Origin of the sequence: Micromonospora sp. NPDC093277, assembly GCF_044765245.1 — a bacterium.
Lineage (GTDB): Bacteria > Actinomycetota > Actinomycetes > Mycobacteriales > Micromonosporaceae > Micromonospora.
In genome coordinates, this window is record NZ_JBIWJO010000005.1 from 69,993 (window position 1) to 94,271 (window position 24,279).

General features: G+C 73.1%; 20 protein-coding genes. 12 read left to right on the forward strand and 8 right to left on the reverse strand.

Features of this window, described 5'->3' with window-relative positions:
- Positions 1-3: 3 nt before the first annotated feature.
- On the reverse strand, positions 4-558 hold the full coding sequence (locus tag ACIRG9_RS12815) for a dihydrofolate reductase family protein (protein WP_402854409.1): 555 nt from the start codon (positions 556-558) through the stop codon (positions 4-6).
- 117 nt (positions 559-675) lie between these two features.
- Positions 676-1,395 carry a BTAD domain-containing putative transcriptional regulator gene (locus tag ACIRG9_RS12820; RefSeq protein WP_402854411.1) on the reverse strand — a complete coding sequence of 240 codons (720 nt, stop codon included), beginning with the start codon at positions 1,393-1,395 and terminating at the stop codon, positions 676-678.
- 464 nt (positions 1,396-1,859) lie between these two features.
- Here ACIRG9_RS12820 and ACIRG9_RS12825 point away from each other — a divergent pair, with 464 nt between their 5' ends.
- From ACIRG9_RS12825 to ACIRG9_RS12875, 11 genes are read left to right on the forward strand one after another with little or no spacing between them, the layout of a single operon-like run.
- Positions 1,860-2,363, forward strand: coding sequence for a hypothetical protein (locus ACIRG9_RS12825; RefSeq protein ID WP_402854413.1), 504 nt, complete (start codon positions 1,860-1,862; stop codon positions 2,361-2,363).
- A gap of 1 nt (position 2,364) precedes the next feature.
- Positions 2,365-2,670 carry a hypothetical protein gene (locus ACIRG9_RS12830; RefSeq protein ID WP_402854415.1) on the forward strand — a complete coding sequence of 102 codons (306 nt, stop codon included), beginning with the start codon at positions 2,365-2,367 and terminating at the stop codon, positions 2,668-2,670.
- 3 nt (positions 2,671-2,673) lie between these two features.
- Positions 2,674-3,813, forward strand: coding sequence for a hypothetical protein (locus tag ACIRG9_RS12835; protein WP_402854417.1), 1,140 nt, complete (start codon positions 2,674-2,676; stop codon positions 3,811-3,813).
- A gap of 41 nt (positions 3,814-3,854) precedes the next feature.
- On the forward strand, positions 3,855-4,316 hold the full coding sequence (locus ACIRG9_RS12840) for a phage baseplate assembly protein V (protein WP_402854419.1): 462 nt from the start codon (positions 3,855-3,857) through the stop codon (positions 4,314-4,316).
- Entirely contained in the window at positions 4,317-4,631 is a 315-nt protein-coding gene (locus tag ACIRG9_RS12845) for a hypothetical protein (RefSeq protein ID WP_402854421.1), read from the forward strand. It begins immediately after the preceding gene.
- Positions 4,628-5,083, forward strand: a complete 456-nt coding sequence (locus ACIRG9_RS12850) for a GPW/gp25 family protein (RefSeq protein WP_402854423.1) — start codon at positions 4,628-4,630, stop codon at positions 5,081-5,083. Before ACIRG9_RS12845 ends, ACIRG9_RS12850 begins: the two co-directional genes overlap by 4 nt.
- Positions 5,080-7,674: a putative baseplate assembly protein gene (locus ACIRG9_RS12855; RefSeq protein WP_402854425.1), complete on the forward strand. Its 2,595-nt coding sequence runs from the start codon at positions 5,080-5,082 to the stop codon at positions 7,672-7,674. Before ACIRG9_RS12850 ends, ACIRG9_RS12855 begins: the two co-directional genes overlap by 4 nt.
- Positions 7,671-10,259, forward strand: a complete 2,589-nt coding sequence (locus tag ACIRG9_RS12860) for a hypothetical protein (RefSeq protein WP_402854426.1) — start codon at positions 7,671-7,673, stop codon at positions 10,257-10,259. Before ACIRG9_RS12855 ends, ACIRG9_RS12860 begins: the two co-directional genes overlap by 4 nt.
- Positions 10,256-12,487, forward strand: a complete 2,232-nt coding sequence (locus tag ACIRG9_RS12865) for a hypothetical protein (RefSeq protein ID WP_402854428.1) — start codon at positions 10,256-10,258, stop codon at positions 12,485-12,487. The genes ACIRG9_RS12860 and ACIRG9_RS12865 overlap by 4 nt, the downstream gene beginning before the upstream one ends.
- Positions 12,488-12,492: 5 nt before the next feature.
- The gene (locus ACIRG9_RS12870) at positions 12,493-15,438 is read left to right on the forward strand and encodes a DUF6519 domain-containing protein (RefSeq protein ID WP_402854430.1); all 2,946 of its coding nucleotides are present in this window, start codon (positions 12,493-12,495) and stop codon (positions 15,436-15,438) included.
- Positions 15,438-16,685: a DUF4157 domain-containing protein gene (locus ACIRG9_RS12875; RefSeq protein WP_402854431.1), complete on the forward strand. Its 1,248-nt coding sequence runs from the start codon at positions 15,438-15,440 to the stop codon at positions 16,683-16,685. The genes ACIRG9_RS12870 and ACIRG9_RS12875 overlap by 1 nt, the downstream gene beginning before the upstream one ends.
- 8 nt (positions 16,686-16,693) lie before the next feature.
- Here ACIRG9_RS12875 and ACIRG9_RS12880 read toward each other — a convergent pair whose 3' ends face one another.
- The 6 genes from ACIRG9_RS12880 to ACIRG9_RS12905 all read right to left on the reverse strand — a co-directional run bounded on the left by ACIRG9_RS12880 (position 16,694) and on the right by ACIRG9_RS12905 (position 23,626).
- Positions 16,694-18,574, reverse strand: a complete 1,881-nt coding sequence (locus ACIRG9_RS12880; RefSeq protein ID WP_402854433.1) for an ATP-binding protein — start codon at positions 18,572-18,574, stop codon at positions 16,694-16,696.
- A complete protein-coding gene (locus ACIRG9_RS12885) occupies positions 18,571-19,806 on the reverse strand; it encodes a Pvc16 family protein (protein WP_402854435.1) in 1,236 nt (411 codons plus the stop codon). The genes ACIRG9_RS12880 and ACIRG9_RS12885 overlap by 4 nt, the downstream gene beginning before the upstream one ends.
- Complete coding sequence (locus ACIRG9_RS12890) at positions 19,803-20,354, reverse strand: hypothetical protein (RefSeq protein WP_402854437.1); 552 nt, start codon at positions 20,352-20,354, stop codon at positions 19,803-19,805. Before ACIRG9_RS12890 ends, ACIRG9_RS12885 begins: the two co-directional genes overlap by 4 nt.
- Positions 20,355-20,788: 434 nt before the next feature.
- Positions 20,789-21,511, reverse strand: a complete 723-nt coding sequence (locus ACIRG9_RS12895; RefSeq protein WP_402854438.1) for a hypothetical protein — start codon at positions 21,509-21,511, stop codon at positions 20,789-20,791.
- Positions 21,508-22,029 carry a phage tail protein gene (locus ACIRG9_RS12900; RefSeq protein ID WP_402854440.1) on the reverse strand — a complete coding sequence of 174 codons (522 nt, stop codon included), beginning with the start codon at positions 22,027-22,029 and terminating at the stop codon, positions 21,508-21,510. The genes ACIRG9_RS12895 and ACIRG9_RS12900 overlap by 4 nt, the downstream gene beginning before the upstream one ends.
- A gap of 40 nt (positions 22,030-22,069) precedes the next feature.
- A complete protein-coding gene (locus tag ACIRG9_RS12905) occupies positions 22,070-23,626 on the reverse strand; it encodes a phage tail sheath family protein (protein WP_402854441.1) in 1,557 nt (518 codons plus the stop codon).
- Positions 23,627-23,840: 214 nt separating this feature from the next.
- Between ACIRG9_RS12905 and ACIRG9_RS12910 the strand changes: the two genes are divergently transcribed.
- Positions 23,841-24,245, forward strand: coding sequence for a hypothetical protein (locus ACIRG9_RS12910; RefSeq protein WP_402854442.1), 405 nt, complete (start codon positions 23,841-23,843; stop codon positions 24,243-24,245).
- Positions 24,246-24,279: the final 34 nt, after the last annotated feature.

Below are 24,279 nucleotides of genomic sequence, written 5' to 3' on the forward strand. Positions count from 1 at the left end.
TTCTTACGCTTGTGCCTTCGGGCGGTACGACGCGATGATCACGCCGCTCTTGTGGACCCTGGTGCCAACCAGCTCGAACGTCGCCTTGACGTCCTTGAGTGGCGTGGTCAAGCTGTCGCCGCCCTCCAGCACCGGGTGGATCCAGAACCGCACCTCGTCCACCAGCCCGGCCCGGATGAGCTGTGTGGTGACCGACCCGTAGCCGTACTGCAGGATGTCCTTGCCGTCCTGCGCCTTGATCTTCCGGACCTCCTCGACCAGGTCGCCCTGCAGCACCTCCGAGTTGTTCCACGTCGGGTCGGTCAAGGTGCGGGACACGACGTACTTCTTGACGTGGTTGAAGTAGGCGGCGCCGGTGGTCGGGTCGCTCTCGTCCCGCGTCGGCCAGGCGGCGGACATCCCGTCGTAGGTGACCCGCCCCATGATCAGCGCATCGGCGGCCTCGGTCTGTGCCCCGGCGAACTCCATGGCCTCCTCGTCGAAATACGGCATGGTCCATATCGGGTTCTCGATGACCCCGTCGAGGGTGATATAGGTCGAGTTGATGAGCTTCCGCATTGGGGACTCCCTCGTATTCGTGGCGCTTGCCGTTGACAACCGTCACGTTGCCGAACCACCCTTACGATTCGCTTCAGATGGCCCTACGGCGACCCCACAGCGGCGCCTCCGGGCTGTCTAGACGACCGCGTCGAGTGGGCGGTGGTCGGTGCGGTCGTCGAAAGCGAGCATTCTGGTGATGGCCAGCGAGGGTTCCACGCCGACATCGCGAACCATGATCTCCCGGCACTGGTCATAGGCACGACGGGCGTCGGAGAGGTTCCCCTCCGCGAGGTGAATGCTGATCACCGTGCGGTGTGCGCTCTCCCTCAGGGAGTCCATGCGCAGCGCGGCCAGGGCCGCCTCCATCGCAAGGCCGAAGCGGCCGAGGCTGGCCAGCTGTTCAGCGGCCGCCTCGAGTACATGCAACCGCATCTGGCGCAGGCGCTCCCGGTCGGCGAGAAGCCACTCGTCCTCCCAGTCCGGCAGCAGGTCTCCCTCGTCCTCGAGGATGGCGTGGGCGTCCTGCGCCGACGCCGACGTGTCGGCACGCATGATGGCGAGCGATCCAGCGACCAGGCGGCGCACGTCGACGTCCACCTCCGCGCCGAGGTCGACGGTACCGCTCGTCGAGGTGACCAGTCGGTCGGTGACGTGGTTGACTCGCCAGATTGCCGTACGCAGACGGGCAAGTGCCCGATGCTCCGTGATTCCCGGCCACAAGGTGCCGGCCAGCCGGCTGCGGCTCATCCGTCCACGCAGCGCGAGGACAGCGACCAGCCGCTGCATAGCGGTCGGGAACTCCACCATCTCACCGTTGACCTGGAGCACGAATCCACCGAGCAGGGCCAGTGCCACGGCAGGCACAGGTTTCGACGTGGCTTCCGGGTTGAGGGTACGTGGCGAGTCGCGGTCGACGTTGGCGGGAAGCTGGGGACGATGCGGCATGCTGGGCCTCCGCGTATCAGCCTGCGCCCGCGCCAGTAGCCGATCCGCGAGCCACCTATCCAGGGCTGGAGTAGCGCGACGGTAGCACCAAGCTGCCCCCGTATATCGGACGAGCAGCGCTTCTGATAGGAAGCCGACTCTGGCGGGGGTCCGATCACGACGGAGTTCGTTGGTGACGGGGGTGTGACAGGCGGGTGACGCACTCCCCCGACCCTCCTGTCATGGGCAGTTTCCCGGGGAGTCCGCGTACTCTGAGCGGGGCGATCGTCGCGATTGACCCGTTGAGCCCGTTGTCTCGCATCGTCGTCTTTCAGTACAACCCGGACCAGGTAACCCGGACACTGCGACCGCGCCGTGCGCCGGCGGAGCAGCAGGTGGGCCCTGCGGACGCCCACCGGGTCTGGGGCGCGCCGACCGAGACGATCGCGATGACGGTGGAGATCGACGCGACCGACCAGTTGGAGAAGGGCGATCCGGTCGCGGCGGCGGCGGGCATCGTGCCCCAGCTCGCGGCCCTGGAGATGCTGCTTTATCCCAGCACCGCACTCGTCATCGCGAACTCGGCCATGCTGCTCGCCGGCACGATCGAAATCCTTCCTCCGGAGGGACCGCTCACCGTGCTGGTCTGGGGCCCTGGGCGTGCCGTGCCGGTTCGGCTGGAGAGCCTCACCATCACGGAGCAGGCCTTCGACGTCGCGCTGTTCCCGATCCGGGCGTCCGTCGAACTCTCCGTGCAGGTGCTCTCCTACAACGACCTCCCCGCGACCGATCCCGGGCACGCCCTGTTCCTGGTTCACCAGGTGCTCAAGGAGTCGATGGCCAGCGTCGCCGGCGTCACCGGGGCGGTACCCGCTCTCACCTCGCTGGCTGGTGCCTGAGATGGCCGGGCACAGCCGCTACGACGGAGCACAGCCGGCCACGGTGGTCGTGGACGACGGGGCCGGCGGGCTTCGCGAGGTCGCGTACCTGCTCACCCGGGTGCCGCTCGACCCGGCCACGACCCCGGTGGTGGCGTGGCATCGGGTCGTACCCGACGACCGGCTCGACCTGCTCGCGGCCCGTTACCTGGGCGATCCCGCCGCCGCGTGGCGGATCTGCGATGCCAATCTCGCGCTCGACCCGGACGCGCTCGTCGGCCCGGACGCCGAGGGCCGGGTCATCGCCATTCCCGGGCCGGGGGTGTGACGGGTGAGCGCGCTCGGCGTCCGGATGTCGGTTCTGGCCGGTCGTACGCTGCCGCTGCCGCTGCCGGCGCAGGTCGTCGCCCGGTTACGCTCCGCACGGGTCACCGAGAGCGACGAGGAGCGCTCGGTGTTCACGCTGGCCTTCGACGCCGGACGTTCCGGCGTCGGTGGCGCGTTCGACACTCCGATGCTCGCCACTGCGGTGACCGCCGGCGCGCGGCTCGTCCTGGTCGTCACGTTTGGCGTGCTGCCGACCGTGCTGATGGACGGCGTTGTCACCAGCGTGGAGCTTACGCCTGGTGACGAGCCGGGCGCGGCCACGCTGACGGTCACCGGTGAGGACGTCTCGGTGCTGCTGGACCGCGAGGAGCGGGACACCGAATGGCCGGCTCTGGACGACTATCCCCAGGTGTGGGCGATCCTCGCGCCGTATGCCGCCCAGGGCATCGTCCCGATGGTCGTGCCGCCCCTGGACATGGACCCTCCGCTGCCCATCGAGCGGGTGCCCACCCAGCACGACACGGACCTGCGTCACCTGGTCATGCTGGCGCAGCGGCATGGTTACGTGGCCTACGTGATTCCTGGCCCGGCTCCCGGTACCAGCACGTTCTACTGGGGACCGCCGGTCCGGGTCGGGGCGCCTCAGCGTGCCTTGTCGGTGGACCTCGGGCCGGAGACGAACGTGACCGCGCCGCCGCGGTTCCGGGTCGACGCGTTGTCGCCGGTCCGGGTGGAGGGCGCGGTGCAGGACCCGCGCAGCGGCAGCACCACCAGGGTCGCATTGAGCACCGGTCTGCGTCCGCCGCTGGCGGCGCTGCCGCTGTCGTTGACGAACTCGGGCGACGTGCGGACCCGGCGGTTGCGTGTGAGCGGTGCCGGGATCACGGGTGCGTACGCGCGGGCACAGGCGGAGGTCGACCGGTCGATGGACGCGGTGGTCGGCGACGGCGAGTTGGACGGCGCTCGCTACGGGGCCGTGCTGCGCCCACGCGGTCTGGTCGGCGTCCGTGGTGCGGGCTGGTCGCATGACGGCCTCTGGTATGTCCGGCGGGTCGTCCACGACCTGGCGCCCGGTTCTTACCGGCAGCAGTTCACGATCGTGCGTGAGGGCTACGGATCAACCGTGCCGGTGGTGGTCGTGTGACTGCGGCAGGGGTGACCTTTCACGGCAAGTACCGCGGCACGGTGGCGAACAACATCGACCCGATGCGGCTGGGTCGCGTCCAGGTGAGCGTGCCCGCCGTGCTCGGTGACGGCAGGCTGAGCTGGGCGATGCCGTGCGTTCCCTATGCCGGTGACGGGGTGGGGTTGTTCGCCGTGCCTCCGATTGGCGCCAACGTGTGGGTCGAGTTCGAAGGCGGTGATCCGGCGTATCCGATCCTCGCGGGCTGTTTCTGGGGGGCTGGTCAGAGCCCCGGTACCGGCCTGCCCACCACCAAGGTCTTCAAGACCGACGGGGTGACCCTGACGTTCGAGGACCTGGCCGGCGCTGGGGGTCTGACCATTGAGGTCGCCTCTCCCGCGGTGCCGGTGCCGATGAGGATCGCCTGCTCGGCCAGCGGGATCGAGTTGAGCATCGGCGCGCAGAAGGTGTTGCTCAGCACGTCGTCGGTGTCGGTGAACAACGGCGCTCTGGAGGTGATGTGAGTGGGCTTCCTGGTGCAGCAGGGCGCGACCGTGCTGTGTGCCCACGGCGGGCAGGCGCAACCTACCGTTGCGGCGGCCCGGGTCAGGCTTTCCGGTCAGCCCGCCATCGGCCTGCCGCCGCCGTGGACCGTCGGGGGTTGTCCGCTGCCTCCGCAGAGCGGCGGCCCCTGCGCCACCGCCAGCTGGACCGCCGGTACGGTCCGCGTGACGTCGATGGGGCAGCCCCTGGTCGTCCAGGGCGGCACCGCGCAGTGTGTCCCGACCGGGGTTCCGCTCAACGTCGTGTCGGCGCAGGCGCGGGTGAAGGCGACATGAGCATGCCGGCCGGGTTCGGTGGGCCGGCCGGTGCCCTGTCGGGGCTGACCGGCGGTCCGGTGACGCATGTCGCCTTTCCGCTGCGGCTGGACGGCCGGGGCCGGACGGCGAGCGCGGACGAGGAACACTACTTGCGGGGTCTCGTCGAGCAGGTGCTTTTCACCCGTCCTGGCGAGCGGGTCAACCGGCCCGATTTCGGCAGCGGTGTCGATGCGCTCGTGTTCGCTCCCGGCGGCGACGAGCTCGCGAATGCCACCCAGGCCATGGTGCACGGCGCGTTGCAACGTCACCTCGGCGACCTGATCCGGGTCGACCAGGTCGACGTGCGGGCGCACGAGTCGACGCTCGAGGTCACGGTGGCGTACGTGTCGTTGCGGGCCCCGATCGCCGAGGGCCGCCGCATTTTGCGGGTCAGCGGTCGGCCCGGGTCCGCCGGGGCGGGATCGCCGTGAGCGCCGGGACCGGCGCGCCGGTGGGGACCGGTGGCGTCGCCGCGGTGGACCGGGCGGCCCGGCGCGCCCTGGTCGAGGGCCGCTCGGACCTCGACGGCATTGATTTCGTCGAGGTGCTCGCCAACGCCCCGGGCCTGCCGAACCATGTCGTGGGGGCGCCACGGCAGCGGACTGTTCTGGTCCATGTGCTCAACCACCCGGTCCCGGCGGACTGGGATGGCGCCCGTGTGGCCATCACCGGGGGTGTGCGGCCGGACCCACGGGTCAATCCGGTGCGGGTGGAATGGGCCTACCCCGCGTTGGCTGTTGCGGGAGCGGCCAGCGGGCCGGGCGGTCCGGTTTCCCCGATCGCGGACCTCGACGGCGTCGACGCCGCCGACCGCGCGCTTGTTGACGTCAACCTGCCGCCGGACGGGGCTGTGCGTGGACGTGTCCTTGTCGTGCGGACCTCGACCAGCGGCGACTGGTCGACGTATCTGCTGCGCCTGCTCGGCGACGGCCGGACCGGCGTGCCGGCCGGGTTCGACCCGCCGCTGAGCGAGGTGACGTTCACGTTCACCGTCGACTGCCCGAGCGACCTCGACTGCTGCCCGCCTGAGCAGGAAGCCGCGGCGGCGGTGTCGTCGACCGTCCTGGACTACCTGGCCCGCGACTACGACGCGCTGCGCACGCGCCTGCTGGACCGGCTCAGCACCCTCGTACCCGGCTGGACCGACCGCGGCGCCGCCGACCCCGCCGTCATGCTGATCGAGCTGTTCGCCTCCCTCGGGGACCGGCTCGCCTCCTGGCAGGACGCGGTGGCCGTCGAGGCTTACCTCGGGACCGCCCGGCAGCGTACGTCGGTGCGGCGGCATGCCCGGCTGCTCGGCTACCGGGTGCACGAGGGCTGCTCGGCGCGGGCCTGGCTGGCGTTGAGCACCGACAGCACGCTGACCCTGCGGGCGGGCACCGGCGTGTGTGACGTGTCGAGCCGTGACGCGCTGCGACCGGTGGACGCGGACGGTCTCGGCGCCGTGGTCTTCGAGACCTGCGCCGACGTCGCGATCCGGCCGCAGCGCAACCGGATCGCCGTGCACACGTGGGGCGACGCCGACCACGTCCTGGCCGAGGGCACCACCACGGCGTTTCTCGCCTACCCCACCGCCGGCGGCGACCCGCGGCTGCGGGCGGGCGATGTCCTCGTGCTCGTCGACTGCCCGCACGACGGCGAGGACGGCGGGCCCGCGCAGCTGGGCGACCCGGCGGCCCGGCACGCCGTACGGCTGGACCGCGACCCGGTGGCACACATCGACCCGCTCGCGCCGGACCGCACCGTGTTGGAGGTGCACTGGCACGCCGAGGATGCGCTGCTGGGCCCGCTGCGGGCCAGCGAGCCGGGGCCTGCCGGGCGTCCGGCCACCCGCGCGGTCGCGCTGGCGAACGTCGTCCTGGCCGACCACGGGGCCACCGTCGGCTGGGAGGATCTGGAGCCTGCGCAGGTGCTCGATCCGGCCCGCTACCGGCCGCGGCTGGCCCGCACCGGGCTGGCGTTCGCGGATCCGCCGGACCCGACCGGCGCGGCGGCCTGCGCCGCGTCCGCGCTCACCCTGCCGGACCCCCGGCTCGCGGTCGCCCAGCTCGTCCTCGACGACGGCCGGCGCATCTGGGAGCCGCGCCCCGACCTGATCGCCAGTGGGCGGCTGGCCCCCCACGTGGTGGTCGAACCCGGCCCGGACGGCTCGGCGTGGCTGCGTTTCGGCGATGGCGTCACCGGCCGCGCACCGGCCGCGCGGGCCAGGTTCCGGGCCCGATACCGGGTGGGCGGCGGTTGCGCGGGCAATGTCGGCGCGGGCCGGATCACCGCGTGGCTGCTGCGCCCGGACGGCTCTGCCGCCGTGCCGTCAGGTGCCCGGCTCGAGGTGTGGAACCCGTTGCGCGCCAGTGGCGGGACCGATCCCGAGCCGCTGGAGCAGGTTCGCCAGCTCGCGCCGTCGGCGTACCGGCGCCAGCTGCGCGCGGTCACGGACGCCGACTACGCCGGCGCCGCGCAGACGGTGCCCGGGGTGCAGCGCAGCCTGGCCCGGCGCCGGTGGGCCGGCTCGTGGTACACCGAGGAGGTCATGGTGGACGCGCTCGCCGCGCAGGCGGACGACCCGTCGGTCCGCGCGGCGGTGCTCGCGCTGCTGGAGACCCGGCGGATGGCCGGCCGGGATGTCGAGATCAGCCGTCCTGTCTACGCGCCGCTGCACCTGGAGTTGTTGGCCTGCGCGGCCCGCGAGTTCGAGCGTCAGGACGTCGAAGGCCGGCTCGCGGCCGCGTTGTCCGCGCGGGACCTGGGCGGCGGACGGACCGGGTTCTTCCATCCGGACCGGTTCACGTTCGGCGAGCCGCTGTATCTCAGCGACGTGGTGGCGGCGGCGATGGCGGTGCCTGGCGTGTCTTGGGTGAAGGTGCGCCGGTTCGGCCGGCTGGACGCGACCGCGGCGGCGACCGCGGCGGCCTTGGCCGCCGGCCGCGTCGCGGTCCAGCCCCAGGAGGTGTTGCGCTGCGACAGCGACCCGAACAATCCCGAGGCGGGCCGCGTCGACCTTGTTCTCGGAGGTGGGTCGTGACCGAGCCGGACAGCGCCACGGCCGCGTTGCCTTCGGTGCAGAACCCGCCGGGGCTCGCGGCGCTGCGCCGCCGCGTCGCCACGCATGCGACCGCGATGGAGCGGATGCGTGCCGCTCTGTCGGAGCCCGGACGTGACCTCGCGCTGCGGGCCCTGGCGCGGCACGGCACCGAGGACCCCTCGGTCGGACTGCTCGATACCTGGGCCTATGTCGCCGACGTGGTCGCCTTCTACTGCGAGCGGATCGCGCAGGAGGGCTACCTGCGCACGGCGACGCAGCGCGGGTCGGTGCGTGAGCTGGCCCGGATGCTCGGCTACGAGCTGCGGCCTGGGGTCGCCGCTCAGGTCGACCTCGCTTTCTTCGTCCAGGAGGGGCCCGGGACACCGGATGCGGTGCTGGTGCCACGCGGGACGCCGGCGCAGTCGGTGCCCCGGGCCGCGCCCGTCGGCGCGCCACCCGGGCCGGCCGAACTCCCCCAGACCTTCGAGACGGTCGAGGACGTCGAGGTCCGCGCGGGCTGGAACGTTCTGCCGGCGGTGGCCGGCGCGCCGCAGCACTTCGGCTACGGCCGTGACCACATCTGGCTGCGGGGCGCCTCGACGACCGTACGGCCCGGCGACACCCTTCTCGTTGTCGGCAGCGAGCGGGTCGCCTACGGTGCGTGGCCGACATGGCGTCCCCGGCGACCGGAGACCCTCGACGACGACGAACGCTGGGACTTCCGCGTGGTCACGGCGGTCGAGCCGGGATACGACGGCCACGCCGGCTGGGTGCGGCTGTCCCTCGACCGGCCGATCGGCTACCGCCGCACGCGAACCCTGGTCGCGCAGGCCGACATCGCCGTGTACGCGTTCGCGACCCGGGGCCGGCTCTTCGGCTGGAACGCCCCGGACCCGAGCCTGCTCGTCACCACCGAGCACAGCCCGGACGGGGTGGAACAGGACCCGCACGGTGCCTACCGCTGGCGTGACTTCGAGGTGACCAGTTCCGCCGAACCGACTGTCGTCGAGGTCGACGGCGTGCATCCGGAGGTGCTGCCCGGTTCGTGGGTGGTACTCGAGCAGCCCGGGCGCACCGAGGCGTACCTCGTCGAGCGGATCACCCCGGACGGTGCGCAACGGTGGGCGCTCAGCGGCCCGCTGACCCGGCTCCGCGTCGATCTCGCCGACGGCTTGCGCTCGTTCGGCCGCCGCCGGGCGAGCGTGCACTGCGGCAGCAGCCCGCTGCCCGCCTCGGACGAACCCGCGACCGCCGCGGTGTCCGGCCGGACCGTGACCGTCGCCGCCAGCGACCCGCCGCTGCCCGCCGGCCGCCGGATCCTGCTGCGCGGCACCGATTCCACCACCGGGGCGGCGGTGGTCGAGACCGCCACGGTGCGGGAGTGCGTCCCGGCGCCGGACGGCCGGACGATGACGATCACCCTCACCGACGACCTGGCGCACGCGTTTCGGCCCGCCGGTCTGGACGTGCTCGCCAACGTGGCCGTCGCCACGCACGGCGAGAGCGTCGTCCAGCCGCTGGGCAGCGGCGACGGCCGCGCCACGTTCGCGACGTTGCGGCCGCGCCGGTCGCCGTTGACCTACGTTCGGGCCACCACACCCGACGGCGCGCGCCCGGAGCTGTCGATCCGGGTGGACGGCGTCGAGTGGTCGCTGGTGTCCAGTCTGGCGGAGGCGGGCCCGACCGACCGGGTCTACGCGGTCCGGCACGGCGAGGACGGCGGGGCCCGGATCGTCCTCGGCGACGGCGTGCACGGTGCCCGGCCGGCGACCGGCACGGAGAACGTGACGGCGGCGTACCGGGTCGGTGTCGGCTCGGCCGGCGCGGTCGAGCCCGGACAGATCAGCATGCTGCCTCGCCGGCCGTTGGGCGTCGGGCAGGTGACGAACCCGGCCGCGTCCCGGGACTGGGCGCCGCAGGAGGACCTGCAGAGCGCGCGTATCAACGCTCCCCTGCGGGTCCGTACGCTCGACCGGGCGGTGTCGGTGGCCGACCACGAGGACTTTGCCCGCGGCTACGCCGGGGTCGGGCCGGCCCGCGCCGACCTGGTCTGGGACGGTCGGGTGAACCGGCTGGTGCTCAGTGTCCTCGCGGCCGGCGCGGCGCTGCCTGGCAAGGACCTGCTCGACGACCTCGAGCGGGACCTGGCCGCGGCCAGGGATCCGGGTGGGCCGCTCGACGTGCGCGCGGGCACGGTGACGCGGTTCGGCATCCGGATGGCGTTGGCCCACGATCGCGCCTATCGGCGGTCGGACGTCCTCGCGGCGGTCCAGGCGGCCCTCGCGGACGCGTACGGTCCCGCGCGTACGGCCTTCGCCGTGCCCGTGCGCGCGCCGGCGGTGCTCGTCGTCGTCCGTGCCACGCCTGGGGTGCTCGCCTGCACGATGCCGCGGCTGTTGGCCCTCGACGCCGTGCCGGCGCCACCGCAGCTGCCGGTGCTGCCGCTGGACAGCGACGCGGTCGACGTTGTCGCCCCGCTGCCCGCGCGTTGGGACGATGCGGGCGCGTCGGCGGACCGGATCGTGCCCGCCGAGCTCGCCGAGCTCGCGGCGGGTGCCGTCGAGATCGGGGAGATGACACCGTGACCGATACCCGCCCGGCCGTCGATCGGCTGTTGGATCTGTTGCCGGGACACGTCGTCGCCCGCGACGTCGAGGCCGGTGGTCTGCTGCGGACGCTGCTCGAGGCGGTCGGTGGGGAGCTGGCGATCCTCGAGCAGGACATCGATGACCTCTACGCGTCCTGGTTCATCGAGACCTGCCCGGAGTGGGTGGTGCCCTACCTGGGCGATCTCGTCGGGGTCACCGATCTGCCCCCGGATCTGTCCGGTGTCGGTGGGGCGGGGCTGAGCCGCCGCGCGTTCGTGGCCAACACCCTGGCCTACCGGCGCCGCAAGGGCACGCTGGCGGTGATCGAGCAGGTGGCCCGGGACGTGACGGGCTGGCCGGCCCGGGCCGTCGAGTACTACCGGCTGCTCGCCGCGAGCAGCCACGTCAATCACGTGCGGCTCGATCGTGCGGCGACCGCGAGCATACGAACCCCGACGGCGGCCGGTGGGTCGCTGGAACTCGTGCCCACCGCGGTCGCCCGAGGAGCCCTCGACCCGTTGGCGCACACCGCCGACGTCCGCGGGATCGCCCGGCTGCGCGGCCGGTACGGCATCGGCAACGTCGGGGTGTTCCTGTTCCCTGACCAGGTCTACGAGTCGGGCTGGTCGCCGGCGCGCGCCCGCGGCGCCGACGCGTCGGACGGGTGGAGCGTGCATCCGCTGCGCCTGGACGGCCCGCTGTACGCCGTGCCGGAGACCGAGGAGACGATCGAGCATCTCGCATCGGAGGCGGACCTGCCGGTCCCGCTGCGTCCCCGGCGGTTGCTCGCGATGCTCGCCGCGGCCCGGGCCGCCGACGCCGACCCGGGGTCGCTGCCGGTGGTGGTCCGTGTCGACGACGGGGATCCGTTGGGGCCGCAGCGGATGCGGGTGTACGGGCTGGAGGGTCTCGCGACCGACCCGGCGTCGCCCGACCCGGACGATCCGGATCCGCTGCCGGGGTGGCAGGTGGTGGTGGACACGCTGACCGGCCGGGTGTATCCGTACCGGAGCGGGGTCGCCGACATCCCGCAGCGGCTGGACGTCCGGTTCGGGTACGGCGCCACCGCGGACGTCGGGGCGGGTACGTACGACCGGGCGGCCGTGCACGCGGATGTGCTCGCCGCCGACGTCTACGTCGGCGATCCCGGCCGCGGCGGGCCGGGCGTCACCGCGCAGGTGGCCGTCACCGCGGGACCGCCCGGCACGGTGCCGTCGCCGCTGGCTACCGCGTTGTCCGACGCCGAGGCCGCCTGGGCGGGAGCGTCGTCACCGGCCGGCGGCACGTATGTCATCGCGATCGGCGACAGCGGCAGCTACCACGGGGACGTCGAAGTGCACGTGCCCGAAGGCACCCGGCTCGTGGTCGTCGCCGCGTCCTGGGCGCCACGGTTTCTCGCCGACGGCGAGGTGCTGCCCCCGCCGCCGGGTGTCTACACCCCGGAAGGGCTGCGCCCGCAGCTGGTGGGCACCGTCACGGTCACCGGGGAGGGCGGCGGCAGTCTCGTGCTCGACGGGCTCGTCGTCGAGGGTGACGTCGTCGTCGGTCCCGGCGCGCTCGGCTCGCTGGCGCTGAGTCAGTGCACCGTCTCGGGCACGGTTGGCGTCGGCACCGGCGCGCCGGCCAACGCGGGGATCGCGGTGCAGATCGTGCGCAGCGTCGTCGGCGGCGTGGCGTTCGGACCCGCGGCGGCGACTCTGGTGGTCGCCGACAGTGTCGTGGACGCCGCGGTGCTCGGCCGGCTCGGCGATGGCGGCGGGGTCGACCCTGGTGCGGACGCGATTCGCGGTACCGGGCTCGCGCTCACCGTCGACGCCTCGACCGTGCGCGGCGTGGTCACGGTCCGCACGTTGGAGGCCACGAACAGCATCCTCGACGGTCCGGTCGACGTCGAGCACCGGCAGGCCGGTTGCGCTCGGTACTCGTTTCTGCCGGCGGGGGCGCGCGCACCGCGCCGGTACCGGTGCGTGCCGGCTCCGGGCGGCGATGCGTCGGTGCGGCCGGTCTACCGCTCGATCGACCCGGGGTCGCCGCACTACCTCGCCCTGGCAGCGGGTTGTCCGGTGGCCGTGGGCGAAGGCGGTGAGGGCGGCGCGGAGATGGGCGTCCACCACCATCTGCGCCGGCCCGTGCGGGTGCGGGCCGCGGTCCGGCTGCTCGCGCCTTACCTACCGGTAGGTCTGGAGATCGGGGTCGCCGCGCCCGCGGCGACGGCAGGGAGCTGAGGGGCATGCAGGGCGACTTCTCGCGTACGACGTTCGACGCCGCGGACTCCTACCGCGCGGTACTCCTTCAGCAGGGGCGGGTCCTGCTCGATGCGGACTGGAACGAGCAGGCCGAGATCACCGCCCACCACGACGAGGTACGCACGCGGGACGTGGTGGGGCGCAGCGGCGGGCCCGCGCCGGCAGCCGGCGCCACCGGCCCGGCGGCGGCCGGGCCGTTCGCGGTGGTCGCGGCCGGCGGATCGGCGCCGGCCGGGACGGCCTGGGCGGACCTGCGGGTCAGCCCGGGCACCTACTACGTCGACGGGATCCTCTGCGAGAGCACGCCGCCGGCCGCACCCGCCGTCGGTTGGCCGCTCACCGACCAGCCCCACCTGCCGGCGATCGGCGCCGCCGACCCCGGTCTCGCGGAGCCGGCGGGCACCGCGCCGGGCGACCGCTACGCCCTCTACCTCGACGTGTGGACTCACCACGTCACCGCCGACGAGGACCCCGCCCTGATCGAGCCGGCGCTGGGTGGTCCGGACACGACGACGCGGGCGCGGACGGTGTGGCAGGTGCGTGCCATCCGGCTCAAGAACGGGGAACAGTGCTCGGACCTGCACGTGCCGGGCTGGTCGGCCCGGACGCCGCGTCGGATGATCGCCGGCCTGCGCCCGCCGGACGCCGGCGCCGACCCGTGTCTGATCACGGGTTCGGGCGGCTACCAGCGTCTGGAGAACCAGCTCTACCGCGTCCAGGTGCACGACACCGTCTCGGGCGGCACGTTCGTCTGGTCGCGGGACAACGGCAGTGTCGTCGCCGCGCTCCTGACGCTGGCCCCAGGCTCCGGCGCCGGCAGCGCGACGCTCGGGCTCGACCGGGTCGGCCGGGACGAGGAGCTGTCGTTGCGCGAGCAGCAGCTCGTCGAGGTGACCAGCCGCGACCGCGAACTGCGCGGGCTGCCCGGATTTCTGGCCCGGACCGGTGCCCCGACCGGGCTCACTCTGCCGGTGACCTGGCTCGGCGCGGCGCCCGCCTCGCTCGCCGCGCTCGGCTCGTCGCCGGTGGTACGACGCTGGGACGGTGGGCCGCTGCCGGTGCGCACGACCGCGACCGACCTCGAGGCGGGGATCACGGTGCGGTTCCCCGCCGGAGGTGAGGTCCGGACCGGTGACTTCTGGACCATCCCGGCGCGGACGGTCCGGCTCGCCTACGGACTGACGCAACTCAGCGGCACCATCGAGTGGCCGCCCGGTGACCGTGGGCCGACCGATCAGCCGCCCGCCGGCATCGTGCACCACGTAGCGCCGCTGGCGATCCTGCGGCGAGCCGCCTCCGGCTGGGACCTGGAGTCGGATTGCCGGCTGCTCTTCCCGCCGCTCACCGGGCTGGTCACCGTCGACCTGGTCGGCGGCGACGGCCAGGAGGCGATGCCCGGCGACCCGCTGGCAGAGCCGGTGCGCGTCGTCGTCCGCAACGGATCGTCGCCGGTGGTCGGCGCGCGCCTGAGCGCGACGACGGTCAACGGCCATTTGTCGGTCGGCGGCGTGCCGGACCTCACCTCCCCCGCCACGCTGCCGAAGCCGCCGGGAACTCTGCAGACCCTCGTCACCGGCGCGGATGGCGTCGCGGCGGTGCGCTGGCTGCTCGACCCGGCCGGGCCTGCGGCGCAGACGCTGACGATCCGCCGCCTCGACGACCATGGCAACCCGGTCGACGTGCCGGTGGTCGTCACCGCCCGGCTCAGCGTCGCCGCGCAGGTGCGGTGGACGCCGGTCTGCGCCGGTTTCGCCGGCACCCGTACGGTGCAGGACGCGCTGGCCCGGCTCGCCACGACGGCCGAGCTGCGACTGCTCGGTGGTGACGGCCAAACGGTGGCGGCACCGGGAAGCGTCGTGCCACAGCCGGTCCGGGTGGTCGTGGACAGCCCGTGCGGGCCGGTCGCCGGGGTCACCGTCGTGGCCCGCGCGAGCGCGGGTGCCAGCGGAGCAGGGCTCGTCGTGGCCGCGGTCGACGGTCAGCCGACCCCGGCGACCCTCGACAACACCGGCGCCCGGAAGGATGCCGAGGTGCCGACCGACGACACGGGTGTCGCGGCGTTCTGGTGGCAGCCCGGATTCGGCAACGACCGCTCCGGGACGCTCGAGCTGTCCGTCGCCGGCGCCAGCGACCCGGCCATCCGGGTAGCGGCCCAGCTCGACCCGCCCGGCGCGCGCCGCCCCGGCGTCCACATCACCCGGCTGACTTTCGCCACCGGCGTGCTGTTCCGCAACGACTCCGACGTCGCGGTCGATGATCTGGTGTCAGGGATCCACGCCGAGCTCGACGGGCCCGTACGCCAGGACTCCGTGCAGAACAAGCCTGTCGTACGGGTCGAACTCGACCTGCCGTGGCCGCTGTCCGGAGAGGACCACCAAATCTGGGCCGACTTCCCGGTCGGGTACCGCACCGTCGTCCTGGACGCGACGGTCAACGCCGACGGCGCGCTGCTTGTCTGGTGGCCGTCGGAGCGTACCCGCGAGTGGCTCGTCGAGCGGATGTGGACTGCGCTGGGGAAGGCGCGGTGGGACGATCCGATCCTCGGCCGGTTGATCATCGACGGCTGGGCGATCGTGGCCGAGAAGGATCCGGCCATGCATCTCAACGGGCACGCCAACGCGAGGCTGCAAGGGGGGCGCACCCTGCTTGAGCTGCCGACCGACGACGAGGTGACCGGCGGCAGGTTCGTCCAGTGGTTCCGGCTGTCCCGGAACAAGGCACGGGCCGTCGACGTTCCCGACGTCGGCCGGCGCACCCCGGCGGTGGCCCGCCGGCTCATCGAGGCCGCGGGGCTGGTCGTCGCCGACGAGGTCGACGAGCCCGGGCTGGCGTTGCGCCGCGGCCTGGTGCTGCGCACCGACCCGCCGGCCGGCAGCCCGGTGGACCCCGGCACCGGCGTGGTCGTCGTCGTGTCCGACGGGCGCGGCTGATGCCGGAGTTCGACCACGCCACGCACCCGCGCACGGTCAGCCATGAGGAACTCGAGCCGACCGGCCGGCCGCTCGCGCCGGACCTGCGCGCTGACCTCGAGCGCGGCCTCCGCCACGACCTCGGCCACATCCGGGTACACGACGACGCGACATCCGGAGCGTCCGCACGTGACGTCGAGGCGCGGGCGCTGACCGTCGGAGCGCACATCGTCCTCGCGCCCGGACAGGTGGACACCGATCTCCCCGCGGGGCGCGCGGTGCTCGCCCACGAAGCCTGGCACTCACTGCAGCAGGCCGGGCACGCCGGAAGCGGCACCGCGACACCCGGGCACGAGCGGCAGGCCGATGCGGCGGCGGCGTCCGTCCTCACCGGTGCGGCGCCACCGGCGGTCACCCCCGCACCCGTCGCGGTGCAGCGGCAGGGGTCCGGGGAGGTGCGCCTCGCCGAGCACAAGGCGGAGGTGCTGGCCCGGCGGCCGATCAAGTACACCGAGGCCAGGGCCGCAAACGAGCGGTACGCACGCGGTTTCGGCTTCGCCACAGCCCTGGCCACGGCCGGCGGCGGGCGCTTCGCCCAGCTCGGCACGCTGTGGAACAAGGGGGCGTACGACGCCTTCGCCGACGCGGTCGCCTCGCTGCAGTTCGACTTCAACCTTCCGGAGCGCGACATCGACGGCATCCTCGGGCCGACCACGTGGTGGCGGATCGCCGGCCTCGGCGAGGCGATGGCGGCCATCCAGAAGGTGACCAACCCGGATTCCGAGCGGCTGTGCTACCTGGCGACCAAGGAGCGGCTGCTGCGCGGCACGCAGTTGGCCACCGGCGGTCCGCTCTCGCTCCCAGAGGGCGCGACGAAGCCGGTGTTCGAGACCATCCTCGCCACCCACGAATGGAAGATGGACGATGTCCCGCAGGTCTACCGGGGAACCGGCGCTGCGGGCGCCCTGGTGTATGCGGGCCTCGGGGAGTTCGTGGCGGAGGCCGACGTCTGGAACGGTGGTCTCAAACCCGGGGCCGCCATGCAGGTCTGGCGCAGCCGTGCGGCGTATGACCTGCTCCAGGTGGGCAGGGTGACGCTGAAGGGCGGCAGGACGCGCGCGATCAGGTCCGATGACGCAGACTTCTTCGGCACGTCCTTCGTCTTCGTCCGGTACGAGGGCGACAAGATGGTCGTCCGGCACTTCGGCGGCACCGAGACCCACAAGAAATCCGACTTCGCGGTCTGGATCGCCGCGAACGCGAAGTAGGCATGACCTCACCCGCCGACCCGCCGGCCGGACTTCGACAGCTCCCAGCGGGCCGCGGTCCGGACATGCTCGGCGGACACCGCGCCGTCCTCGGCGGCCAGGTAGGCCGCGGTCAGCGCGATCGAGGCGATGCCGCCGCCCGGTACGTCGACGGCCGCGAGGGCCCGTACGTCCAGGTCCGGGACAGGGGTGGCGGTGGGGAACGCTCTGCGCCACAACGAGGCACGCAGGTCGGCGTCCGGGTATGGGAAGGTCACGATGGTGCGCAGGCGGCGGGTGAACGCCGGGTCGAGGGCGTTGCGGGAGTTCGTGGTGAGGATGGCCAGGCCGCGGAACGCCTCCATCCGCTGCAGCAGGTAGCCGACCTCCAGGTTGGCGTACCGGTCGTGGCTGTCACGCACCTCGGACCGTTTGCCGAACAGGGTGTCCGCCTCGTCGAACAGCAACACGCAGCCGCCGTCCTCGGCGGCGTCGAACAGGCGGGCGAGATGCTTCTCGGTCTCGCCGATCCATTTGCTGACGACCTGGCTGAGGTCGACGTGGACGAGGTCGAGGCCCAACTCGCTCGCGATCACCTCGGCGGCGAGGGTCTTTCCCGTGCCGCTCGGTCCGGCGAACAGCGCGGTCGAGCCCAGACCGCGCGGGCCGCGGTCCGCGAATCCCCAGTTGTCCAGGACGAGCGTCCGGTGGCGCACCGAGGCGACGAGCGCGCGGAGTTGGTCGAGCTGCTGGGCCGGCAGCACGAGGTCGTCCCACGTCGCGCGCGGCGTGCGTACCGTGGCCAGGCTGTCGACGGTCATCCGGGCCTGGGCCCGGCACGCGGCCCACAGGGCTGTCCCGGCAGCTGCCTCACGGGCGACCTGTTCGAGGTCGTCCAGCGCCAGGTCGAAGACTCCGCTGACCTCGTCCACCTCGGCGGCGTCGAGCACGGCGCCGGCTCGGCGGGCGGCCGACGCGAACGCGAGTCGTCGTTCGTCCAGCGGCAGTCGGTCGACCCGTACCGGTACGGCGCCGTCGGGGCCCGCCGCTGGCGGCCCGGCGCCGTCGGTGGCGGCGCCGAGCACCGCGACGGGGGCGTCCAGGCCGGCGAGCGCCCGGGCCACGGCGGTCGCTTCCTCCGCGCGCACGTGGTTGACGTCGAGGATCCACGCGCACCCGCCGAGCACCGTCTCCCGTTCCATCCGGCGCAGCATGCGCTCGCGGTCGACCGGGTCCGATGGGAGGTCGGCCATGGCGACGAGGTATGCGGTGAGCCCGGTGCGGTCGGCTGCCGCGGCGACGACGGCCCGGACGTTGGCCGGTTGCGGCCCGTGGACGGTCACCGGCCGGTTTTCCCGCCAGCCGGCGATGACCGCGTCGGCGCGGGCGGTCAGGGTCGGTGTCAGCAGCGGCGGCGGCGACAGCGGCCGGCCCACCGCGGCGAGTCCGGCGTCGAGGTGTCCCGCTCCCGCCAGGTGGTGCAGCACCCGCTCGTCCACGATGAGCGGGCTGCGGGTGGGTGAGGTGGGATCGAGCAGCCGGACCAGGTCCCAGCGGCGCAGCGGCGACGCCGGGGTGATGGCGCTCCAGTGCGCGTCGGGCAGCAGCGCCAGCGCCGTCCCGAAGGTCAGCCGTGGGCCCGCGCCGACCGCGACCAGTTCGTCGGAGGTGGCCGCGACCAGCTCCGGGCCGGCGGCCAGGAGCAGGACGGCCCGTTCGAACGTCGACAGGCCGAACCCGTCGGCCACCTCGTCGAGGCCCGTGCCGCCGGCAGCGGCCGCCCGGGCCGTTGCTGCCGCGGTCTCGGCGCGGGCGACCGCTTCGGTGGCGTCCCCGCGTACCCGGGCGCGTAGCACGGAGAGTTCGGCGACCAGCGCGTCCCGGGCGGCCAGGTCGCGGTCGGGGGTCACGGCAGCACCAGCGAGGGCGAGGTGTAGGTGTCGTCGTCGAGCGCCGGGAGGCTTTCCGCGCCGTCGATGCTGAGCCGGATGAGCCAGGTGCCGTCCGGGACGTCGCGCCGGTCGAGGTCGACGGTTGCGGCGGCCGGTTGCCCGGGTGTCGGCGCCTGCAGCGGGAAGGCCAGCATCGCCGGGAACCCGTCGAGCCGGGACAAGGTGACGGAAGCCTGCTGCCGGGCCTGTAGGGGTGGTGCGACGGCGAGGGTCACGGTGTCGGCGGTGACGGTGTCGACGCTCACCGTGGGGCGTACCAGGACTGGTACGGCGTTCGAGCGGGCGAGCACCCGGGCCGGTGTGGTCGGACCGGCCGGCGTCCGGTGGATGACCTGGAGTCCGTGCACCCCGGCGGGCACGGCCCCGTGCAGGGTGACCGACAGGCGGTCGGCGCGTGCTCCGTCCTCAGGTGCCAGCTCGACCGGACCGATCCGGACGGTGAGTCCGGGGCCGATCAGTCCGCTGCCGTGGATCTCGAGCGTCGTGCCTGTGGAGATGGCCGCTCCGGTCGGGGGTGTGACGCGGTCGACGCGCGGGCGGTGCGCCGGTGCGACAGCGAGGGCGCGGCGCCGCACCGGCAGCGCGGTGCGGGCCACGAGGTCGGCTTCGAGGACGACGACGGTCGCGGTGTAGGTGAGCGCGAGCCGGTACCTGGTCCCGAGGGCCGACCACAGCCGCCCGAGCTCCTCCAGGGACAGCGCGGCCGGGGCGAGTTTGACCAGCTCGACCTGGTCGGCCAGGTCAGCGTCGGCGAGGAACGCGGTACCGGTCTCGGTGGCGTAGTCCGCCAGGGCGAACTCCACGACGTCCCGGGTGAGGACAGGCGTGACGGTGAGGGCGAGCACCGCTCGGCCGAGCAGTCGCTGCGCGTCGAGTTCGGCGTCGTCGCCGTGGAAGGTGAGGAGGTAGTGCAGGTCGAGCGCGGCGGTCGGTCGGTGCGCGAGTGAGCCGTCGTGGCGGCGGGTCGGCAGGTCGGTGAGGTTGCCGGCGTGGTTCGGCGTGACCTGATAGAGGAAGACGTTGATGCCCTTGTGGATCTCGCCGCCGCTGGCGTCGGCGGGGATGTCGGCGGGATGCAGCGTGGTCACGCGGGAACCGCCGACCGGGCCGGCCTGGCGGCCACCGAGGGCCTGCTCGAGCACGTAGCGCAGGGTCGACGTGACGGCGGCGACGGCCAGGGTGTTGCTCATCGTCGGTCCTGCCGGCGGCGGGCGAGGTACGCGTCGTGGTCCACGGACGGCGCCGGGCGACGTGGGGGTGGGTCCGGTCGGCGGGGTGTGGGGGCGGGCGCCGGTGGTGCGGGATGCACCACCTCCACCCGGTCGAGGTGGACATGCAGGTGCACGCCCTGTCCGGCGCGGGCGTCGGTGGCGGGGCCGAGCCGGCTGTCGAGGTCGGCCGGCTCGGGAAAGCCGTCGACGGGCCAGCGCATGCTCGGTGCCTCGCGGCCGTCGGCCGGTGCGAGCAGGCCGGCGTCACGCAGGGCCGTTGTGAGCCGGTGGCCGACCTCGTCGGTGGTCGGCCAGGCCGCGCCGGCCGGTTGCCGGACCGCGTCGGCCCGTTCTGCTGGATCGTGCCTCGGTCCGGTCGTCTCCTCGGCTGGGCGGCGGCGTGCTGTGGCGGCGGTGCGTGGCTCGGCGCTGGCGAACGGGATGGGATCGGGGGCGGAAGCCGTTGGCGGCGGTCGATGTTCCCTGTTCGGTGTGGCCGGCGGCCGGGTCTTGGGTTCGGCCCGCACCGCCGTCGCATCGGAGGGGGCAGCCGGGGTGGTTCGGTTGTCGGCGGGCGGCCCAGGGTTCGGGGCCACGGGCGTCACGGCGCGCGCGGATGTGGCGGGGAGAAGGTCGGGCTGCCGGTCACCGGAGGACGGGTGGTGCCGGGGCTCGGGAGCCGCCTCGTGCGGGTCGTCCGGCGGCGGCCAGCCGGGCCGCTGTCGGGCCTGGGCCGGGTGTTCGGGGTGCCGTGGCCGCGACCGTACCGGTCCTCGCACCGGGGCTGGTCCGGCTGGCTCGTCCGGTGTCGGCGCCAGCTCGTCCGGGAACGGTTCGTCGACGGGCGCGGCTGCGGCGGCCGCGGGATGGGGTGTGGTTCCTTCAAAACGGGAGCGTGGCCGCAGGCGCAGGACAGGGGCCGCCCCCTGCGCGTGGGCGGCGAGCCGGTCGAGGAACCCGCTCATCCGGTCACCAGGGCCAGGTAGGCCGAGCGCCGGTACGGGCTCAGGGCGAGGACGTCGGCCTCCCGCCACCCGAAGGTGGCCGCGAGTTGCGAGACGTCGCGCAGCAGGGCATGGGCTTCGATCTCGACGTGCCGCCACAGCAGGTCAGTCACGTCGACGGTGCCGGTTGCCGCCCCACCGCAGTCGGGGCAGGTGGCCCGCAACAGCGGCAACGCCGGTCCGGCAAGGCTTTCCAGTGCACCGTCGATCTCGTCGAGGTCTGCCGGGCCCAGCGCCGCGGGGTCGACCGGGGTTCCGTCGGCCCAGCTCACGCACCGGCGCAGGAGCAGCCCGTACGCGTCGGCGTCGTCGCTGGCAGCAGCCAGATCCCGTGGCGTCGGTGGCCGCAGCGCGAATCGTGCCCCGCGGTCGCGTCCCTCGGTCGCGGGGGGATCGTCGAGGAGATCCGACAGGCGCAGGCGGACGTCGAGGAGCATCCCGCAGCCGGCGCACTCCAGGACGCCCTCGACGTGGTAGCCGGAAGCCTCGGCCAGGTACGTCGTGGCCAGCGCGGCCACCTCGGCGAGCGGAAGGTCGAGTACCGCGTCGCCGTCCGGGTGCAGGTTCGTGAGGACCGCCGCGCCGCGCAGGGGCGCGGGCGCCCGCAGCGCGGCCTCCCACGACCGGAGCACCGTGGCCGCGTCGTGGAGGCTGCGGGGCCCGTGCGCGGTCACGGTCACGGCTCGACGTACGACGGTTCGCTGGGTTCGCTGACGTCGTAGTCACGCTCCCAGCCCTCGTGTTCCAGCTTGATGGTCTGGATTGCGACGGCGTTGGCGTTGGCGTCGAGCTCCGGTAGCGCCTCGAACTCCGAGACCCAGCAGCGGTACACCTTGTAGGCGATCACGAGTTGACCGGCCTCGTTGTACATCTCGAGGATGACGTCCTTGCGGAAGTCCTTGAGGGAGGTCTCCGACCCGAGGCCCGAGCCGTAGTTCCACACCTTGTTCGCCCACTGCTCGAAGTCGACGTCGTGGGTGACTCCCCGGGACAGCACGATTGCCTCGTACTCGGTGCGCCCAGGTGACTTGCGGCTGCTGCTGGGGTCGCCGCCGCTGCGGTGCTTGACGACCTCCGTCGTCCGCTTGAGCGCGCCTATCTTGCTGATTCCGGCCACGTACCGACCGTCCCACTTCACCCGGAACTTGAAGTTCTTGTACGGGTCGAACCGCGTCGCGTTCACCGTGAACTCGGCCATGTAACTGCTCCTTCGGGTCTGACGGCAGGTACGGCTGCCGTCAGGCGGTGGCCGAGGCGGCCTTCTGCTGGATACCGATGACGACGAACTCGGCCGGCTTGAGCGGGGCGAATCCGACGAGGATGTTGACGATGCCGCGGTCGATGTCGTACTGCGTCGTCGTGTCGGCGTCACAGCGGATGTAGTACGCGTCGCGCGGCGTCGTTCCCTGGAACGCGCCTTTGCGGAACATGTCCTGCAGGAAGGCTCCGATCGAGGCGCGGATCTGCGCCCAGAGCGGTTCGTCGTTCGGCTCGAAGACCACCCATTGGGTGTTGCGGTAGAGCGTCTCCTCGATGAAGAGTGCGAGCCGTCGCACCGGAATGTACTTGTACTCGTCGGTCAGCGCGTCCGCACCGCGCAGCGTCCGCGAGCCCCAGACGACGGTCCCCACCCCACGGAACGTGCGCAGGCAGTTGATGCCGGCGGGGTTGAGCCGCCCGTTCTCAGCGTCGGTGAGCGGCACGGTCAGGCCGTTCGCGCCGGCCAGGCCGGCCTCGATTCCCGCCGGCGCTTTCCAGACTCCGCGGCTGCCGTCGGTCCGGGCGTACGTCCCGGCGATCGCGCCGCAGGCCGCGAAGTCGCCGACCGCACCGCCGCGCAGCGGGTCGGGACGCCTGATCCGGGGGAAGTAGACCGCGGCGTTGCGCGTGTTCATGCCGGTGAGCGCCGCGTCGCTGGTCACCCAGCCGGTAATCGTGTCGATCGTCGCGGTGGACGGCGGGTCGACGACGAGGAAGGCGCGGTGCTCGGCGCAGAACCCGGCGGCCGTCGCCCACAGCGAATCCGGCAGATCGCTGGCCGGCGTCGGCGGTGGAATGCAGAGGATGTTGAACAGGTCGGCCTTGAGCAGGGCGTACAGGCCGGTCTTCGTGCTTTCGTCGCCGGCGTAGTCGGCGGCACCGGGAGGTGCACCGTCGCGTCCCGCCCCGCTGTCGCCGACGGTGTACGTGCCGACGATGGGGCGGTCGGTCGGCAGCGCCCCGGCCGGGTCGACGAGTTGGGAGGCGGCCAGGACGACGTCGGCCCGGCGTGGTCCGTCGACGACTGTGAGGTTGAGGAAGGTCTCGGCGGGCGAGCCGGCCGCGTCGGATTCCTGGATGACGAGGGAGAACAGGTCGTCGGCGTTCACTCCCTGCGCGGCGGCGATCTCCTTCGCCTCGGCGGGGTTCGGGTAGGTCACGGTGGCCCGGAGGGTGTTCGCCCAGGCGCCGGGGCCGGTGGCCCGCAGCCCGAGCCCGCCCGCGTCGAGGGCAGCGGTGGCGGCGTTGCGTTCGGGTACGGCGTCTGCGCCGTGTGCGACACGAACGATGATCGCAGCGCCTCCACCGTTGAGGTAGAAGTCGCGGACGGCGTAGCCGAGGCCGCTGCTGCGCCACAGGCCACCGAACGTACGCTCGAAATCGGCGAAACTCGCGATCGGGACCGGTTCGTTGACCGGGCCGCGCAGGGCGGGTCCGATGAACGCCGTGAGCGATGTCGACACGCCGGTGATCGTCCTGCTGCCACTGGGAATCTCGCTGAGGTAGACCCCGGGATAGGTCGTGGTAACGGCCATGCTGGCTCCTCGGTACGACGTCTACGTCGACCGTGCCGCTGACCCGTCACGCGTCCGTCACTGCCGCGTCAAGGCGATGAGCATCGGGCGGGTGCTGTGCTGCCGGGACGGGGCACGGTGCGGGAGCTTGGCGGCGTCGGGTCGGTGACGCCGCGGTGACAACGTCTTGACGCCGGCGGCCGATGCTGGCCTCACCCACGTCCTGGGAGGTCCCATGGTCCAGGTGACCGTGACTGCTGCACTCAAGGTGGCCGGCGGCCCCACGTTGCCGTTGAGCAGCACCCTGCAGCCGCAGTCGTACACCTTCGCCTCCGTCGCTCTCAACGCTACGGGAGGCGCGGGCGACGAGCAGAGCGTCGACCTCCTGCCCGACGGCGGGACGGTCGTCCTGCTCGGGGTCGCCGCGCATACGCCCGGCGGGAAGGCGGCGGCAGTCACCCTCACGCCGGTCAACGGCACGACCGAGGGCGAACCGTTCGGCATTGACGGCACGCTGCTCATTGCCACGCCGGGCGTCCTCGCCGCGCTGGTCGACGGTGGCCCCCGATCGCTCAAATTCGCGAACGCGGGGACCGAGTCGGTCATCGTCGAGGTGCTGACCGGCCTCGAACCAAGCTGACACAGTTCACTGGCAGGCGTCACGGTGGGTGGCG

Bases quoted from the DNA above. Each gene is read 5' to 3' on its own strand.
- ACIRG9_RS12910 (WP_402854442.1), top strand. From the start codon at position 23,841: ATGGTCCAGGTGACCGTGACTGCTGCACTCAAGGTGGCCGGCGGCCCC.
- ACIRG9_RS12830 (WP_402854415.1), top strand. From the start codon at position 2,365: ATGGCCGGGCACAGCCGCTACGACGGAGCACAGCCGGCCACGGTGGTC.
- ACIRG9_RS12870 (WP_402854430.1), top strand. From the start codon at position 12,493: ATGCAGGGCGACTTCTCGCGTACGACGTTCGACGCCGCGGACTCCTAC.
- ACIRG9_RS12850 (WP_402854423.1), top strand. From the start codon at position 4,628: ATGAGCATGCCGGCCGGGTTCGGTGGGCCGGCCGGTGCCCTGTCGGGG.
- ACIRG9_RS12885 (WP_402854435.1), bottom strand. From the start codon at position 19,806: ATGAGCAACACCCTGGCCGTCGCCGCCGTCACGTCGACCCTGCGCTAC.
- ACIRG9_RS12815 (WP_402854409.1), bottom strand. From the start codon at position 558: ATGCGGAAGCTCATCAACTCGACCTATATCACCCTCGACGGGGTCATC.
- ACIRG9_RS12875 (WP_402854431.1), top strand. From the start codon at position 15,438: ATGCCGGAGTTCGACCACGCCACGCACCCGCGCACGGTCAGCCATGAG.
- ACIRG9_RS12900 (WP_402854440.1), bottom strand. From the start codon at position 22,029: ATGGCCGAGTTCACGGTGAACGCGACGCGGTTCGACCCGTACAAGAAC.
- ACIRG9_RS12905 (WP_402854441.1), bottom strand. From the start codon at position 23,626: ATGGCCGTTACCACGACCTATCCCGGGGTCTACCTCAGCGAGATTCCC.